Consider the following 16,264-nt stretch of genomic DNA (forward strand, 5'->3'; position numbering starts at 1 on the left):
GACAAGTTCTCGGATCCTGCGGGCACCTCTCCGCCCTACGGTTGGTTTCACACCAGATGCGAACCAAGACACCTCTTGGTCGAAATGCCTGGTGTGATCCGATCGGGAGGATGTGGCCATGCGGGACCTTTCACGGCGCGATCTGCTCAAGGCGACAGCTGTTGGCACCGGGGCGGTCGCCCTGCCGGGCATGATGACCGGCGGCGACTCGGCGTTCGCCATGGACGGCCCCGGCCCGTCCGATGCGACGTACCCGCCCGCGAGGCTCACCGGCCGCATCGTCCGCCCCCAGAGCCCCGACTACGCGGACGCGAGCCTCGGGTGGGACGAGCTGTTCGTGCGCTACCCGCTGGTCATCGTCTTCGCCCAGGAGACCCGGGACGTGGTCAACGCCCTCACCTGGGCGCGGCAGCACGACGTCGCGATCCGGGTACGCAGCGGCCGGCACAGCCTCGAAGGCTGGTCGAACGTCGACAACGGCATCGTGATCGACGTCAGCGAGCTGAAGGACGTCCACATCGACACCGCGACCCGCACGGCGAAGGTCGGCGCGGGCCTCACCCAGTTGGAGGCGGTGACCGCGCTCGGAGATTACGACCTTGCGGCGACGACCGGCACGGAGGGAACCGTCGGCCTGTCCGGCGCGACCCTCGGGGGCGGCTTCGGGTTCCTCACCCGGTACCTCGGCATGGCCTGCGACAACCTGATCGGCGCGGAGATCGTCGTCGCGTCGGGCGTCAACGGCGCGAAGGTGCTCCAGGTGGACCCGTGGAACCACGCGGACCTGCTCTGGGCTCTGCGCGGCGCCGGAAACGGCAACTTCGGGATCGTGACGTCGCTTACCTACAAGGCGGCTCCGCTGAAGAGCGTCGCCTATCTCCAGGCGACCTGGCCCGGCCTCGGCGAGCTGCACCGGGTCTTCGACAACTGGCAGTGCACAGCACCTTTTGTCGACCCCCGGCTCGGCAGCCAGGTCGAGGTCCACCCGGACAAGATCCTGCTGTTCGGAGTGCTCGCCGAGGGGTCAGAGGCCGAGATCCGCAGACTCATGGCACCGATCCTCTCGATCGGCAATCCGGAGGTCAGCGTGCAGATCGGAGGTTGGGGCGAGACGTACGCCGGATTCCAGATCCCGAACGACGAGGAGCCCGCGAAGTGGAAGTTCTTCTCGCAGTTCACCAGGGAGCCCTTTCCGGCGGAGGCGATCAGCACGGTCCGCGAGTTCATGGAGAACGCCCCGTCGGCCGACAGCAACTTCTTCACCCAGGCCTTCGGCACCGGGGCCCAACGGCAGGAGCCCTTCGGCGGTTCGGCGTTCCCGCACCGTGACGTGCTCTTCTACTCCGAGCCGGGTGCCGGCTGGGGCACCCGCGGCGAGCCCGACAGCGGCGACGACATCACACCGATAGCCCAGACCTGGATCGCCGAGTTCAGTCAGGCGCTGCGGCCCTACGTGGACGGCGCCTACGTCAACGTGCCGAACATCGGTATGGCGGAGTGGGAGACCGCCTACTGGGGGCGCAACGTCACGCGGTTGCGCAAGATCAAGGCGAAGTACGACCCGCGCAACGTCTTCCAGTACGAACAGAGCATCCCGCCGGCGACGCACTGAGCGGCGATCTGCGCGTAACTCCCCCCACCTACTGCCCAACCTTTGCTCTGCTTCACCCGGCGCAACACTTAGGCCGCGTAAGTGTTGCGCTTGTTGAAGCAGAGCAAAGGACGTGAGGGGAAGGTGGTCTGGCGGTCACGGATACGGGACGGTGGCACCGGCCTTGCCGGCCCGCACCAGGTGCTCCAGCCACGGGGTCGGTGCCACCCCCAACTCCCGGCCCAGGTCGGCGCGGAACAGCTCCAACCGGCGTACCGCCTCGTTGATGTTGCGTTCGGCCAGGTGCACGTTGATCAGCACGCGGGTGGCGCTCTCCCGCAGCGGCTCCAACTGCACGGCGGTCAACGCCACCTGCACCGCCTCACCGAACCGGCCCTGGGCGGTGAGGCGTTCGGCGAGCGCCTCAAGCGCGTACAGCCGGGTCTGGCGCAGCCGCTCCCGCTCGGTCAGCACCCAGTCGTCGTACCAGCCGGGCAGCAGCTCACCGGTCGCCATCGCCGGCACGGGACCGCCCAACGGCGGTGCGCCGGCCAGCAGCGCGGCGGACGCCGCTGCCAGTGTGGCCACGTCGCTTGTCACGCCGACGGCCAAGGCGAGCTGGTCGTCCTCGGCCACCAGCGGTTCCGGCGTGACCCGGTGCAGGCGCCACAGCATGGTGCGCAGGTTGGCGCGTGCCCGCTCCTCGTGGGAGCCGGGCCAGAGCGTGCCGGCGGCCTCCGCGCGGGCACACCGCTGGCGTACGCCGAGGAACGCGAGCAACCGGCGGGCGCCCTGCGGCACCGCGACCGGTTGGCCGTCGCGTTCCAGCCCGAACCCGCCGAGCAGGCGCAACGCGTACCGCTGTGGCTGCCGCGCATCGGCCTCGACCGCAGCGGCCCTGAGGTCGTGCGTCACCTCTTGAACAACCATCGATGTGCCCTTCGCACCCTGTCGCCCCGTGGGAGTTCCACGCTCGGGTGTGGACGGTCGACGCGCCAGCGCAGTGTCGTCACACCGACCCGGCGAACGGCACGGATCAGCCGTTCGCCGGAGCCGGCCCCGGCCGTTCAGCGCAGCTTGCTCAGCGTCTGGGCGTACCCGGTCCATTCGGCGACGTCGCCGACGCCGGCGCGTACACCGGCTTCCTTCATGATGCCGAGCACCTGCTCAGGCTGCGCGTCGGCGAGCTTGCCGAGGGTGCTGACCCCGGCGCGGGCCAGCGCCGCCCGCGCCTTGGTCGGCACCCCGGCGAGCATCGCGATGTCCGCGTCCGCGACGTTCTCCAACTCGGCTTCGATACCGAGGGCTGCCGAAACCGCCGACTGCGCGCCGACAGTCGTGCGGACGATGACGGCCTCACGCTCGCTCACCTCGGCGAGCATCGCGTCCACGCTCGCGTAGCTGGTGTCCGCCGGCAGCACCTTGAGGACGTCACGGATCAGCCGACCGTCGGCCACCTCCTCGTGGCCGAACTGACTGATGAACTCGTCGAGCTTCACCTCGCGCGGGAAGCGCCGCCGGACGTCCTCGTGCTCGGCGACGTACCGGGCGAGTCGGGCGGCGCCGCGGACCTTCGGCCCGGCGATGACGTCCACGCCGATGGTCTCCACGGCGGGCAGCACGATGGTGCCGGCCTTGGTCTGCCAGATGCTCACCTTCTTGTCCATGAACATCGTGGTGCCCATGTACTTGCCGAAGTCCAGCGCGCCGATGTAGTTGGGGATCTGCTCGAACGTGTACGGGCCGGGGACGATCTTGTTTTCGTGGACCGTCGAGTGCAGCCGGTTGATCTCCGCACGTATCTCGTCGAGCAGCCGGCGCAGGCTCACCCGCATCGCTGCCATGCACGCGAACGCCTTGGCCAGGTCGGTGCCGAGGTGGTCCAGGTCGTGCTCGATGCGGTGGAACCGCTCGTTGAAGCCCTGCTCACCGGGGGTCTGCCCGGCCTGCACCACGTCCTCGCCGTCGACCCAGTCGGTGTGCGCGAAGGTACGGGCGAACGGCGGCGGCGCGCAGCCCGGCTCCACCGCCGGGAACGACTCGGCGTAGCTGAACACCCGCTTCGCCGTGCCCACGTTTTCGTAGATCCAGGAGGAGACCAGCACGCTGGCGTCCGAGGGCGGGATGCCGTGCTTGGTGAACACCTCGTACAGCTCGGTGACGGTCATCCCGTCGTAGTTGATCTCGCTCGCCATTGTGGTGTCCCTCTCAGAGCTGGTCGTACACGCCGCGGTGCCGGCGCTGCTGGAAGGTGCGGAAGGTGCGGGCCACCGCGGGGCGCAGCGGCTCGGCGGTGCCGTTGCCGTCGATGTCGACGTGGTCGCGACGGATGCCGAACGTGTTGATCTCCACGCCGAGAGGGCAGACCCGCGTCAGCGCGTTCATCAGCCGCTCGTACTGCGCCAGGGTCAGCGCCACCCCGTCGGGCAGCTCCACCCGGAACTCGTACGGGTCGGTCAGACCGGTCCGCACGTAGGAGAGCGCCACCACTGCCACCAGCCCGGTGTGGGTGGGCCGCAGGGCGGTCCGCGCGCCGACCGCCTTGATCTCCGCCGTGCCGCCGCCGAGCCCCACCGTGTACCAGCGGAACCCGGTGGCCCGGCGCTCGGCCAGGTTCAACCCGGCCTGCGGCAGGCCGATCACGCTGCACACCAGCAGCACCCGGTTGCCCGTCTCGACAAGCGGCAGCGCGGCGGCCAGGTGCTGTTCGCGCAGCATCCCGACGAGCCGGGCCAGCCGGTCTCCGGCGGCCGGCTGCCCGGCGATCAGTGCGGAGGCCAGCGCCGCCGGCAGCTCGATGGTCTCCACCAGCTCGTCGGGCAGGCGGTTGAGCGCGGCCACCACGGGCGCCGGCTCGCGTACCGCGGGAAGGCCTGCGGCGGCCAGCACCTGATCGACGGGCTGCCCTGCCGGCCGGGTCGGCACGGCCGCCCACCGGGTGCGGGCCACCGCGTCGGTCAGCGACGTCCACGCCGGCTCCCCGGCGGCGGTCCAGGCCGCCCTGGCCGCGGCCAGCCCGGCCAGCAGCAGCGCGTTGCCGCCCGGGTCACCCGGAGCGTGGAACTGTGCCTCGACCGTCGTGTCGGCACCGACCGCCGCGCTCAGCGGCGCGGTCACCGCCAGCCCTCTGGTGGGCAGGTGCGACAGGTACATCCTGGTGGTGCTGATCCGGTGCGTGGTCGCCAACCCGCACACCCGCCACAGCCACGCCAGCTCGCCGTCGGCCGCCACGGTGGGCACACCGCGCGCACGGGCGGCGGCGATCAGCGCCTCGGCGGTCCGGTCGCCGGTGACCGCCCGGCCGGTGTCCAGCACCCGGTTGCGTAGGTCGGTGGCCTGTGCGGGAGTCGGCCAGCTCACGTCCACACCGAGGCCCAGTTCGTAGCGGCTGCCACCCGCGTCGTCCTGGGCGCGGGTCACCTGCCACACGATCGACGAGCCGAGCGCCCGGCACACCCGCCCCGCCCGGTCCAGGGCGGCGGCCAGCGGCGGCGCGATGCCGTGCGAGCTGTCGAAGGTGTACGACTGGCGCAGGCTGGCACGCAGCGCGGTGACCTCGGCCAACCGGCTGGCCGGCAACGCCCGGCCGGCGTGCGTGGTGTTGTTCGGCGGCGTGTTCGCCGGCAGGACGAGGCGGTCCCGGCGCAGTTGGGCGAGGAAGTTCGTGCGGTGCTGCGGATCCCCGGCGGCGACAAGCCGGATCGCCACCGCGAACCGGTCGTCGTCCTCGCGCAGTGTGAACCGGGCGCCGCCGGGCAGGTCCGCGAACAGCCCGGTGTTCGGGTCGGTATCCGCTCCCGGCCCGTTGAGCAGCCGGCGCACCGCACCCGGTGTGGGCAGCAGGAACCGGCGGTAGAGCCCGAGCCGGTGGGCGTACGCCGCATCCGGCTCGCGGGCCGGCGGCGCCAGCCGGCGGGCGTACACCTCGCCGCTGGCCGGCTCGTGCACCAGCTCGTCGACGAAGCGGGCCACCCCGACGTCGGCGCCGATCCGGTCCAGCGCGTCGCGCCGGGCGTGCGCCAGGGTCCGGTATGCGTGCACCTCCCGGGCCGCGCGGCGCAGCCGGTGCTTCTCGTACGACACCAGGTAGAGCAGCCGACCCAGGTTGCCCTCCAGCACGGCCAGCTCCACAAGGGCGGTGAGGGCCTCGCCGGTGACCGCCGTGGTGGAACCGCCGTCGACGACCCGTTCCGCCGTCACGGCCACGGGGAACGCGGCGACCAGCGGCTCGTCGGCAGTGTCCGGCGCGTACGCCGGCACCGACGCGCCGGCGGCCGACCAGGGCGCGAACACCACAGGCGGCAGCACCCGCTCGTCCTCGGCGCCCGGCGCCACGGTGACCGTCACCCGGACGGTCTCCTCGACCAGGTCCCGGCGCAGCACGACGGTGAGCAGCGGATGCCGGCTGGTCCAGTCCACGGCGGCGGTGCCGGTGGCGCCGATCGGCACGACCACCCGCCGGACGGTGCCCGGGTACGGGCCTTCCAACTGGTCGACGAGGTTACGTTCGACGGACGGGTCGGCACCGTCCACCGGCACCCGGATGTCGGTCATCGCGCCCCCGCTCAGACGATCCGGAACGGCCGGGGGTCGTCCCGGTCGACGTAGACGGGCACCTGGTTGGCGGCGAGCACCGCGTTGTCGCCGACGGGCAGGCGCTGCACGCCGTCGCCGGTGGGCGCGCTGCCGGTCACCACGACTGCCGAGTCGGCCGGGAAGCGCACCAGTCGTAGGCCACGGACGTCGGCGACGCCCGGCTCGTTCATCAGCGTCCAGATCACCTCGGCCGCCCGGACGGGTTCACCGAAGGGCAGCTCGTCGACGTAGCGGCGGAGCCGGGCGTGCAGTCGGGCGCGCAGTTCGGTGGCGGCCGTGGAGGCGTTCACCGTCTCCGTCGAGCCGGTGGGAAGCGGCAGACCACGGATCACCAGGTCGGCCTCGACGCCGATGCCCACCTCGTCGGCCCGGTCGACGGAGGCGAAGATGCCCACCGGCCGCAGGTCCTCGATTACCGACTCGACGGCGGCGTGCAGCCCGTCGGGGCCGTCCCAGATGGCCGCGGCGGTGGGCGCGACGAGCACCGTGACGTAGTACGGGTTGCCCAGGTCGCGTTCGGTGCTGAACACGCGCTCGATGAAGTTGAAGTTGCCGAAGATGGACTGGTTGAGGTCCAACCCGCCCCGGCCGTCGAAGACCTGCACCTGGCGTACGCCCGGGACGGTGGCCACTGCCAGGCCGATCGCCTCGGCCGTCCAGATGGAGCGGGGCGCGGCCAGCAGCAGTTGGCGGTAGCGGGCGTCGGAGACCTGCTGCTCGCCGCCGGTCAGCGTGACGGTGTGGGTGATCTCCACCAGTTCCTTGCCGGCGGCCTGCTCGGCGTCGTCCAGGTCGGCGAGCAGCGTGTCGGCCCGGTTCCACCTGTCGATCTTCTGGCTGGCCTGGGTGGGGTCGAGGTTGTGCGCGGGGCCGGGATAGAAGGCGGCGACGGCCGGTTCCCGTTCGCCGACGGCGGCGGAGAGCACCACAGTCTCGTCGAGTGCGACGTGGTGACCGCCGGCTGTGGACAGCCGTGCGCCCCTGGGCAGCGTGAGCTGGGTACGACCGGTCGGCAGGGCGGCCTTGAGCTTCAGCTTCACAGTCCCCCGGGCCGGCAGGTACGGCCGGGGGATGCCGAGTTCCTCGCCGAGTCGGGTCAGCGCGTCGGCGGTGGCCGACACCACGTACGAGTTGTCGTAGACCGCGCCGAGGGCCGCCCACAGTCGGGCGTCCTCCAACGCGGCCAACTCCAGCATCTTGCGCAGGACGGCGCCGCTTGTCAGGTCGACGTCATCGCCGAAGAGCAGGCGGGCTGTGGCGAGCTTCTCGGCGAGCAGCCGGGCGAAGGACTTGGGCACGAAGCCGGTCTCGACGATGCCGAAGCCGGTCGAGCCGGTGGCCCGCAGGGCGGCGGCGTCGACGGCCAGGACGTCGGCCAGCTCGGCCGGCACTGTCGGATCAGACACTTGGCAGCTCCCCGAGATGCACCGAGAGCCGGTCGTCGGTGATGGTTTCGAACTGGACCTGCACCTGGAGGGTGCGGGAGGCGCGCAGCGCGGCGTGGGCGGCGTCGTCGGTGCCGGTGGCGCCGAGTCGACCGTCGTCGAGGTTCACGTCGACGATCTTGCGGACGCGGGGGTCGCGGTCGAGCAGCGTGATGATGCCGATGCGCACCTGCTCGCGGATGAGGCTCGGCTCGATCTGCTCGGCGAGGGCGTTGAGCCCGTCGAAGCCGAAGGTGGCGTCGAAGACGTTCGAGCCGCGCAGCGTGGTCAGCGCCACCGAGAGGCTCTGCGCCACGTTCTGGGTGCCGGCGACAAGCGCCAGCACCCGGCCGTTCGGGCCGTCGTCGAAGACGACGTCGCGGGCCAGGTCGACGCCGGGCATCGTGGGTTCGAAGGCGAGGCCCCAGCCGAGGTAGCGGCGCTGGGCGGCCTGCCGTTCCCGCTCGGTCCGGTCCATCTCAGACCGCCTTCAGCTTGCTCTGCCCGGCGGTGGCGGAAAGGCCGGGGGTGGTGCCGTCGGTGGCACCGCCGAGGGTCGCCAACGCCACCCCCTTGCCGTTGACGAACAGCTTTTCGGCGGCGCCGGTCGCCGAGACGACCTTCTTGCACTGCAGCGTGGAGCTGCTGTCGGTGATCTTGCACCCGGACACCGACTTGCCGACGATGCCGTCGAGTCGGGTCACCTCGGCATCGGCCACGATCAGCTTCGCCTGCCCGGCCGGGGAGACCTTCCCCTGGTTGGGGCAGTGCACGTCACTCGACGTGGTGAGCACGAATGCCATCTCGCTCTCCTCAGTGGACGTTCATCGCGTTGCTGACCTGGACGTCGACGTCGTCGGCGGCGATGGTGACGGTGCCGCCGGTGATGTTCACCGGCCCGTCGCCGGCGTCCAGGTCGATCTGCTTGGCGGTGATGGTGATCGAGCCGTCCTGTTTCATGACGATCGACGAGCCACCGGCGTGCTCGATGGTGATGCTGTCGGCGTCGTCGGCGCGCGCCGGACGCTGGCCCCGGCCGCGCAGCTGGTCCCGGCCCACCCGCACGGTCAGCTCGCCCAGCTCGATGACCCGGTTGCCGTCGCCGTCGGTGAGGTCGTGCGTCACTTTGCCGGCGTGGTCGGCGGGCACCACCGAGTCGCCGATCGACGCGCGGCTGTTGGTGTCCACCCCGACCGGCAGTGACAGCCACCAGTCCCCCGGCTGCGACACCGGGGCGTGCCCGGTGGGCCAGAGCGCGCCGACGTCAACCGGGTCGTCCGGTGCGCCGTTGCGGTAGGCAAGCGCCACCCGGGTGCCCGGGTAGCGGGGCAGGATCAGTCCACAGCCACCCCACGCGAACGGGGTCAGGTAGGTCACCCCGGGCAGCGGCGCGGGTTCCTGCCGGCGTACCGGCAGGCGGCGGGCACCGTTGGGCCGTCCGTCGGAGCGGACCAGCCCCTCCCACACCGTCTCGGTCTGCGCGGGCGGCTCGACAGCGCCGCTGGCGTTTGTGGCCGCCGCGCGTACCTCGCCGATCTCCAACCCGCGCGTCTCGCCGCGGGCCGCGCGGGCGGCCCGGCGCACCGCCTCCGCGGCGGCCACCCCCGGCGACGACGCCGGGCCCGCCGGCTCGGCGGCCGCCACGCCCGAGGCGTCGCTCCAGGTGTCCCAGGCCTGCGCGGGCGAGGAGACCTCCACGCCCTGCACGACGGTGACGAACCCGGCGGTACGCGACAGGGTGTGCCGCGCCGCGCTGAGGTAGAGCAGCTTCGCTCCCGCGCCCAGCTCACCGGTCGACGGGGCGAACGGTGCCGCGAACGAGCCGAGCAACGCCGCGCCGACGCTGCCCAGCGTGGTGGCCTCGTCCACCGCAGGCGGGTCGAAGAGCACCAGGTCGCCGGGCTTCAGGTCGGGACGGCCCTTGAGGGTCAACGTCCACGCCCGGCGGCGCGGCGGCGCGGTGCCCCCGGCCTCGGTGGCCGCGTACGGGTCGGTGTCCTGGCTGCCGTTCTCGGTGCACTCCAGCAGCCCGGTGGCGAGGGTGAGCGGTTTCGGCTCGCCCTCGGGGTACGGGATGGGGCGCTTGCCGATGTGCACTGTCCCGTCGCGGATCAGCAGCATCCCCCGCCCGTACGCGTTCAGCGACTGCTGCAACGCGCCACCGAGCCGGTCCAGCGCGGCCCGGTAGAGCAGCCCGGCGCCGAAGGCGACACGCTCGTCGCCGGCCGCCTCGCCGGCGCCCCGGGTCATCGTGCCGTCCGGGTTGGCACCCCAGGTGGCGATGTCCACCCGGGTCCGCTCGGCGATGGCCCGGACGGCGGCGGTGAAGTTCGCCGCCTCGAACCGTTCGGCGACCCGCTGCCCGAGCCGGGCGTACGCCTGCTCGACGAGGGTCAGCTCGGTGTCGTACGTCCGCTCGCCGGTGAGCCGGCGCACCTTTGTCACGCGCAGGACGGCGACAAGCGCCTGGGTCAGCTCGGCCGGTGACGGGCCGGCGTTGACGCCGACCAGGTTGGTGAAGAACGCGCCAACGGAGGTGTTGGCGTCCCGCCAGTACAGGTGCAGCTTCGCCACCAGCGGCGGCTGCCCCTCGGCGGTGCGCAGCGCGGCGAAGTGCTCGTCGATCAGCCCCTGCACGGTGATCGTGTACGCGCCGGGGCCCAGCCCGTCGGGCAGCGCCGCGTCGATGGCCGCGTAGTAGTCGGCGCTGGACACTGTGAGGGTGGCGTCCTGGCTGAGCCCGGTCGGGGTCTCCCGGTGGAAGGTGAGGGTCCAGCCGGCGTCGTTGCCGACCGCCCCCTGGCGTACCTGGCCGGTCTGGAACGGCGTGAGTGTCACCGCAGGACCCTCCGCATCTTCTTGTCGAGCAGGTAGCGGTAGCGCAGCCGGCCGGGGCCGAGTTCGGATTCGACGCGCTGCGCGGGTGGGCGGCGACGCCAGACGAACTCGTTTATCGGCGGCGGTCCGAACTGGTCCACGGCCCGGTCGGCGGGCCGCCAGGCAAGCGTCAGGGTCGAGCCGTAGTCGCCGGAGCCGCGTACCGTGCCGGCGTGCAGCAGCCAGGCCAGCACCAGCACCTCCACGGCTGCCGACGGGTTGGCGTCGGTGGTGCGGCCGGCGTCGGGGCAGACCCGGCGCAGGCCGGTGGCAAGTGGCACCGAGCCGAGGATCCGGGTGCCCTGGCGGACGACAAGGCGCAGCGGCACCCGGCCGACAAGCGCCGGGGCCGGGGCTGTGGCCTGCGGTGCGGGCCGGGGCGCCAGGTCGTCGGCGGAGCTGCTGACCACCGCCAGGGGGTCGGTGTCCAGCCACTGCCGGGCCAGGCCGGTGGGCAGGATCAGCACGGCGTGGACACCCGCGCCCAGTTCGACGCGGTGCGGCAGGCCGGCGGTGAGGCTCTGCCGGACCTCGGTGAACCCGTCGGGCACCTCGATGGGTGTCTCCGGCAGCAGGTAACGGTCGATCGGGAACGGTGGCATGTCAGTTCCCCAACCCGTCGGCGAGCGCGCCGACTCCGATGCTCGCCACGTCGAGCAGCTTGCCGAGCAGGCTGGGACGGGGCACGTGGACGAGGGTGATGGTGGTGTCCAGGACGTCGCGGCGGGCCGCCGAGGCGCTGAAGGTCAGCGACTGCACCTGCATGTCGGTGCGGATGGTCATCGACGTGACGAGGATGAGCCCGCCGAACTTCCCGCCGGAGTACGCAGCGAGGGCGGTGCCGCGTTTGCTCGCCTCGGCCATCGTCTCCAGGGCGAACTTCCAGGCGTACCGTTCCGCGCCGACGAGCACCCCGGTCAGCGTGATGGTGTCGTCGTGGGTGGCCACGATCGCCTTGTGCGCGGTGGAGCCGATCGGCGGCAGGTGGTACGTCTGCGCGAGGGAGATCGCGGTGACAGCCCACAGCGGGATGGGCAGCACACCGTCGCTGATGATCGCCGACGGCACCGTGCCGTACCGTATGAAGCTGCTGGTGATGGCCATGCTCAGCGACCTCCGGTGGGTGGCAGCGGCACCGGCGTACCGGTGCGGCTGACGGTCAGACCCAGGTCGCGCAGCGCCTGAGTGATCTCGCGGACCTCGCCGGCGGCGCTGGTGACCCGCAGTCGCAGCCGGCGCTCCGTCAGCGCCGCGCTGATCCGCGCCGGCCGGGTGGCCGCGGAGCCGCGCCTGTTGATCCGGTCGATCTCGGCGGCGGCGTCCTCCATCCGGCCGATCGCGTCGACGATCTGCCGGTTGGGGGTGAAGCCCGGATCGTCGCGTTGCAGCTGTGCGATGGCCTCGCGGAAATCTGCGGCGTCGCGGCGCAGGTTGGTGGGGAGGTTGTCGGTGAGCGCGCTGACGTCGCTGACGCTTGTCGCGCGGTGCGACTTGTCGTCGATCAGCCACACCCAGCCGTCGCGGCCGATACCGACGAGGTCGGTGCCGGCGACCTTGACGTTGGCGTCCGGCCCCTTGAGGAACGTCTTGATGCTGCTCAGTGAGAACGCCGCCGTGTATTCGCCAAGTACGCCCCGGCCGTAGGTGACCATGTCGTGGCGCAGGTAGGCGCGGAAGCCGGGGCCGTCGTCGGCGCGTCCGCCCCGCTCCCGGAAGCGCCGCCACAGGGTGGCCAGCGCCTCCGGGTTGTGCGCGGCGAGTTGCTGGGTGAGCCACACGTCGCCGCTGGCCACCACCGCCCGCAACTCCGGGTCGGCGATGCGGGCCAGGATCTCGGCCAGCCGCACCTGGTTCATCTGCAAGCCCCGCGAGCGGGCCCGGCCGAGGTCGTCGACGGCGGCACGCAGCCGGGCCATCTCGTCGGGGGTGAGCCGGCCGCCGAGCCGGGTCTCCAGGTCCGCGACGGCGGCCCGCTTACCGCTCTCGGTCTCGCTGGCCACCGCCCGCCACAGCGCCTGCGGCTCCAACTCGGCAGCGCGGCGCACGGCCGCCTGCCGGTCCGTTGGCATGGCCCGGAACGCGTCGCCCACCACGGCCGCCGGCTCGCTGTGCCGACCGCCGCCGGCCTCGAAATCCCGCAGCAACGACTCGGCGTACGCGGCGGCGTCGTCGGCGAGCCGCAGCGGCGCGTCACCCACGATCCCGTCGCGCGGTCGGCTCAGCTCGCGCATCTCCGTTCGGAGCTGGTCGAAGTACTCCCCCAACGCGGTCACCCGTGTGCCCTCGGGCAGGGGGCGGCCTTCGAGCACGTGGTCGAGGATCGCGGCGATGTTCTCCCGCAGCACGGCGATCCGCTCCAGCCTGCTCACCGCGTTGCCCAGGTGCAGGTCACCGACGTCGTCGACGATGCGGCGGATGAGGTGCTCCAGCAGCTGACGGGACCGCACCTCGCCGCCCTCGCTGTGCCCGGCCACCGTACGCATGAACCGGCGCAGACGGGGGTTCGCGGCGGCGGCGGCGTGCACCGCCGTGGAGTCCAGGAAGCGGCCGGCGCGGAACCGGCGGGGCGGGGTCACGGCCGCACCACCGGGGCGCGTGGACCGGCGGCGGACTGGGAGTCGAGCACCATGAGGAGGAACCGGGCGCCCTCCGGACCGCCGACCGCGCTGCGCAGCATCGCCTCCCGCTCCACGTACGCCAGCACCGGCTCCATGAGCTTCTGCACGACGCGTTCCAGCACCTCGTTGAGCAGGATCTCGGTGATGAACGCCTGCAACAGGTCGCGGGAGGCCGCCTCGATGACCTGCCGGGCGACCCGGCGCGCCACGTACCGGGTACCGGCCCGTACGCCTGCCCGGAGCCCGTACCGCAGGGCGACCCGGCCGCCGCGCATGGCCGCGCCGCCGATGGTGCCGACCTCCGGGATCAGGGACAGCGCCAGACCGAGGTACGCCGCGAAAAGCTCCACCTCCACCTCGGCGCGGGTGAGCACCAGCTCCGGGTCGATGAGCGCCTCGTACAGCCGCTCGCGCCGGTGGGCGTGGACCACGTCGCCCACGGCCACCGCCACCCCGACGGCGAAGCCCAGCGGTGGGCAGAGCACCGACAGGGCGATGATGCCGATGGTCAGCGCGAACGCCGACAGCGCCTGCCGGCCCAACTCGCTGCTGAACAGGTCGTCGACGCCGAGGGTGTAGTAGCTGCTGCCTCCGAAGAACTCGCCGAGCTGCTGGTGGGTGACGAGGTGGATGCCCTGTAGGGCGTACCGGCCACCCGGGATGGTGGCCGACGGGATGTGTTCGCTGATCCGGCTGGACCGGAACGCGAACCCGGCGTCTCCCCGGGCGCGGTCGAGCATCTCGTCGTTGTTGCTCCGCATGTCCTGGAGCACCCGCCACAGCTCGTCGCGAATGGCACTGCGGTCACCGGCGAAGCGGGCAAGCACGTCGGGCAGGTCGGCGATCTGCTTGACCAGCGGGTCGATGCCCTCGGCCTCGCCGCGCTGGATGACCATCGCCTGTTCGATGTCGGCGACGGTCCACAGCACCCCGTGGGAGTCCCGGATCCGGGCCACGCCGTCGCGCTCGACGATCTCGCCGGCTGCCCCGGGGCTGGTGAAGGCGGCCTCGGCGGCGAGGAACGCGCCGGAGAGCGAGTGCGCCGCCCCGAACCAGGCGGTGGACGGGTTCACCATGCTCGCGGTGGCGAGCGCCTCACCTCCGACGCTGGTGTGGGTGTGGACGCTGCGGGCCGTCTCGTGCCGGCGCAGCCGGTCCCGTAGGCCCTGCAACTCGACGTAGTCGGTGAGCTGGGAGACGATCAGCCGCTCGAAGATCGGCGCGTAGTCCGGGAAGCTGGTGATCCGGGCCTGGATACCCTGCCGGGAGCTGAGCAGCAACTGCACAAGCATTGCTTTGTTGCCGATCACGAAGATCGTCCCGACGGCGTCCTTCACGGCCGGTGTGAACGCGTACAGGAAGTGCAGGTCCCACGCTGCCGGGTGCTCGAACGCGGCGCTGCGGATCCTGGCCCAGTGCTCCGGCTTGCCGTAGACAGCCATGACACGCCGGGCGAGGTGGTCCAGCCGGGGCACCACACCGGCGAGGTGGCGCAGGAACTGGATGGCGGGCGAGGCGACCGGCCGGAAGTCCAGCGGTCCGAGCCGACCGGTGCCCTCCGGGACGGGCCGGCTGAATCCCTCCCGCTCCGCCGCGCCGACCATCACACCGATCGCGGCGGCGCGGGCGCGCAGCACCGCGGCGGCCTGGAGGCAGAACGTCGCCGGGTAGCGGCAGGGCTGGTTCATCTGGAGCCGGAACGCGATGTCGTCCATCAGCCGGCGCAGCTCGTCGGCGTCCGCGCCGAGCGCGTCGAGGTCGGGTTCGCCGTTGAGCGACCCGCACGCGGGGATCTCCGCCCGCCCGCCGGTGACAAGCGGGAATCGGCTCGCGTTGGCACGGGGTGGCCCGGACGGGGCGCTCGGGTCGAAGACGAATCCGCCACGTGACGTAGCGCCGTCGCCGGTACCTCCCCCGGTCCCCGCGCCCGTGGCCGTTCCGTCGCCCGCGCCGCCGGTGCCCGTGCCGGTGCCTGTCCCCGTACTCGCGCCAGCGCCCGCGCCATTGCCATTGCCATTGCCATTGGCAGTGCCCGTGCTGGTGCCTCCGCCGGGTGGCGCCTTCGGGTCGACAGGCGTTGTCGGATGCTGCTCCACGCTGATCGGCAGCAGGTTCGCCCGCCCGGTCCAGTGCAGCGTCGAGTCGGTGGCCTCGGTACCGACAAGCAGCAGCGACGTACCACCCACCTGGACGACGATCAGGCTGGTCGGTGCCGCGCCACCCAGCGATCCGAGGATGTCGTCGACGCGGCGGTTCACCTCCAGCTCCACGGCCCGCTCGATCTGCGCCGCGTACTCCTCGGCGGTGGTGGTCTCGCCCCGCGGCTGGCCGCTGCGCAGCCGGGACCGGATGTCGGCGCCGATCTCCTCGTCCACCATCGCCACCAACGCGGCCCGGTCGGACACCAGTCGACGATCGACGGTGCCCGGCTGCGGGCTGGGCGTACGCGCCTCGATCTCGAAGTGCGGCTGCGGTGTGGCCCGGAAGACCGTTTCCCCGAACCGGTCGAAGGTGAAGAACGACAGCGGGGTGGTGGTCACCATGACCAGCCACACCTGCCGTCCCTCCAGGTCGGTGACCCGGGCGATGATGCCCTGCGCGCTGCCCGACGGCAGGCCACCGTGCTGCCGGACCGCCTCGCGGGCCAGCTCGGCGAAATGACCGGCCAGGTGGGTGACAGGTCGCAGGTTCCACTCGTAGCGCACCGGCGGTGGCGCATCGCCGTCCACCGGCACCTCGGCCGCGTCACCACCGTCGTCGTAGGAGGGCACCCGGTAGACGGCCAGCATGCTGCGCAACCGCTGCGGATCGAACAGCTCGACCGCCGGCCGGCTCAGCGGCGCCGCCACACCGGCCGGCAGCCCCGGGTCCAGACGAGCGGCAGCCACCACCTCGTCCATGCGCCGACGGAGCCGGGCTTCGAAGGCACGCCGGTCCTCCGAGGCCACCCCTTCGCAGCCCGCGCCGGTCCAGCGGAACTCCGGCGCTGAGGCGCGTACCTCCAGGTAGCCGCCGCGGGGCGCGACCACCTCACGGCGGGAGCGTTCCAGAGCCCGCGCCAGGGCTGCGCCGAGCGCATCGGTCACCGCCTCCGGCCGCCCGGTCACCGAGCCGGCGTCCAGCCGGATCCGCACCGGCACGTGCACCGAGATGGCCAC

Annotated in this window: 12 protein-coding genes; 1 reads left to right on the forward strand and 11 read right to left on the reverse strand. The window is 72.2% G+C overall.

Features of this window, described 5'->3' with window-relative positions; genetic code table 11:
- Positions 1–118 precede the first annotated feature (118 nt).
- A complete protein-coding gene (locus ACPXB1_RS11460; protein ID WP_355630570.1) occupies positions 119–1,612 on the forward strand; it encodes an FAD-binding protein in 1,494 nt (497 codons plus the stop codon).
- A gap of 135 nt (positions 1,613–1,747) precedes the next feature.
- Here ACPXB1_RS11460 and ACPXB1_RS11465 read toward each other — a convergent pair whose 3' ends face one another.
- From ACPXB1_RS11465 to ACPXB1_RS11515, 11 genes are all read right to left on the reverse strand, one after another.
- Complete coding sequence (locus ACPXB1_RS11465) at positions 1,748–2,521, reverse strand: AfsR/SARP family transcriptional regulator (protein ID WP_425735183.1); 774 nt, start codon at positions 2,519–2,521, stop codon at positions 1,748–1,750.
- A gap of 137 nt (positions 2,522–2,658) precedes the next feature.
- Positions 2,659–3,786: a hypothetical protein gene (locus ACPXB1_RS11470; protein WP_355589154.1), complete on the reverse strand. Its 1,128-nt coding sequence runs from the start codon at positions 3,784–3,786 to the stop codon at positions 2,659–2,661.
- A 13-nt stretch (positions 3,787–3,799) separates the two neighbouring features.
- Positions 3,800–6,145: a hypothetical protein gene (locus tag ACPXB1_RS11475; protein ID WP_425735184.1), complete on the reverse strand. Its 2,346-nt coding sequence runs from the start codon at positions 6,143–6,145 to the stop codon at positions 3,800–3,802.
- Positions 6,146–6,156: 11 nt separating this feature from the next.
- Positions 6,157–7,593, reverse strand: coding sequence for a baseplate J/gp47 family protein (locus ACPXB1_RS11480; RefSeq protein WP_355630576.1), 1,437 nt, complete (start codon positions 7,591–7,593; stop codon positions 6,157–6,159).
- Entirely contained in the window at positions 7,586–8,089 is a 504-nt protein-coding gene (locus ACPXB1_RS11485; protein ID WP_355589148.1) for a hypothetical protein, read from the reverse strand. The genes ACPXB1_RS11480 and ACPXB1_RS11485 overlap by 8 nt, the downstream gene beginning before the upstream one ends.
- A 1-nt stretch (position 8,090) precedes the next feature.
- Positions 8,091–8,414: a hypothetical protein gene (locus ACPXB1_RS11490; RefSeq protein ID WP_355589146.1), complete on the reverse strand. Its 324-nt coding sequence runs from the start codon at positions 8,412–8,414 to the stop codon at positions 8,091–8,093.
- 10 nt (positions 8,415–8,424) lie between these two features.
- Complete coding sequence (locus ACPXB1_RS11495) at positions 8,425–10,449, reverse strand: hypothetical protein (RefSeq protein ID WP_425735185.1); 2,025 nt, start codon at positions 10,447–10,449, stop codon at positions 8,425–8,427.
- Positions 10,446–11,090, reverse strand: coding sequence for a hypothetical protein (locus ACPXB1_RS11500; protein WP_355589142.1), 645 nt, complete (start codon positions 11,088–11,090; stop codon positions 10,446–10,448). Before ACPXB1_RS11500 ends, ACPXB1_RS11495 begins: the two co-directional genes overlap by 4 nt.
- 1 nt (position 11,091) lies before the next feature.
- The gene (locus tag ACPXB1_RS11505) at positions 11,092–11,592 is read right to left on the reverse strand and encodes a hypothetical protein (RefSeq protein ID WP_355589140.1); all 501 of its coding nucleotides are present in this window, start codon (positions 11,590–11,592) and stop codon (positions 11,092–11,094) included.
- A gap of 2 nt (positions 11,593–11,594) precedes the next feature.
- Positions 11,595–13,064 (reverse strand): hypothetical protein, encoded by a 1,470-nt coding sequence (locus ACPXB1_RS11510; RefSeq protein WP_425735186.1) that lies wholly within the window; start codon positions 13,062–13,064, stop codon positions 11,595–11,597.
- Positions 13,061–16,264 (reverse strand): hypothetical protein, encoded by a 3,204-nt coding sequence (locus tag ACPXB1_RS11515; protein ID WP_425735187.1) that lies wholly within the window; start codon positions 16,262–16,264, stop codon positions 13,061–13,063. Before ACPXB1_RS11515 ends, ACPXB1_RS11510 begins: the two co-directional genes overlap by 4 nt.

Origin of the sequence: Micromonospora sp. DT68, assembly GCF_049847245.1 — a bacterium.
GTDB classification, from domain to species: domain Bacteria; phylum Actinomycetota; class Actinomycetes; order Mycobacteriales; family Micromonosporaceae; genus Micromonospora; species Micromonospora profundi.

Bases quoted from the DNA above. Each gene is read 5' to 3' on its own strand.
- ACPXB1_RS11460 (WP_355630570.1), top strand. From the start codon at position 119: ATGCGGGACCTTTCACGGCGCGATCTGCTCAAGGCGACAGCTGTTGGC.
- ACPXB1_RS11465 (WP_425735183.1), bottom strand. From the start codon at position 2,521: ATGGTTGTTCAAGAGGTGACGCACGACCTCAGGGCCGCTGCGGTCGAG.
- ACPXB1_RS11470 (WP_355589154.1), bottom strand. From the start codon at position 3,786: ATGGCGAGCGAGATCAACTACGACGGGATGACCGTCACCGAGCTGTAC.
- ACPXB1_RS11475 (WP_425735184.1), bottom strand. From the start codon at position 6,145: ATGACCGACATCCGGGTGCCGGTGGACGGTGCCGACCCGTCCGTCGAA.
- ACPXB1_RS11485 (WP_355589148.1), bottom strand. From the start codon at position 8,089: ATGGACCGGACCGAGCGGGAACGGCAGGCCGCCCAGCGCCGCTACCTC.
- ACPXB1_RS11490 (WP_355589146.1), bottom strand. From the start codon at position 8,414: ATGGCATTCGTGCTCACCACGTCGAGTGACGTGCACTGCCCCAACCAG.
- ACPXB1_RS11500 (WP_355589142.1), bottom strand. From the start codon at position 11,090: ATGCCACCGTTCCCGATCGACCGTTACCTGCTGCCGGAGACACCCATC.
- ACPXB1_RS11505 (WP_355589140.1), bottom strand. From the start codon at position 11,592: ATGGCCATCACCAGCAGCTTCATACGGTACGGCACGGTGCCGTCGGCG.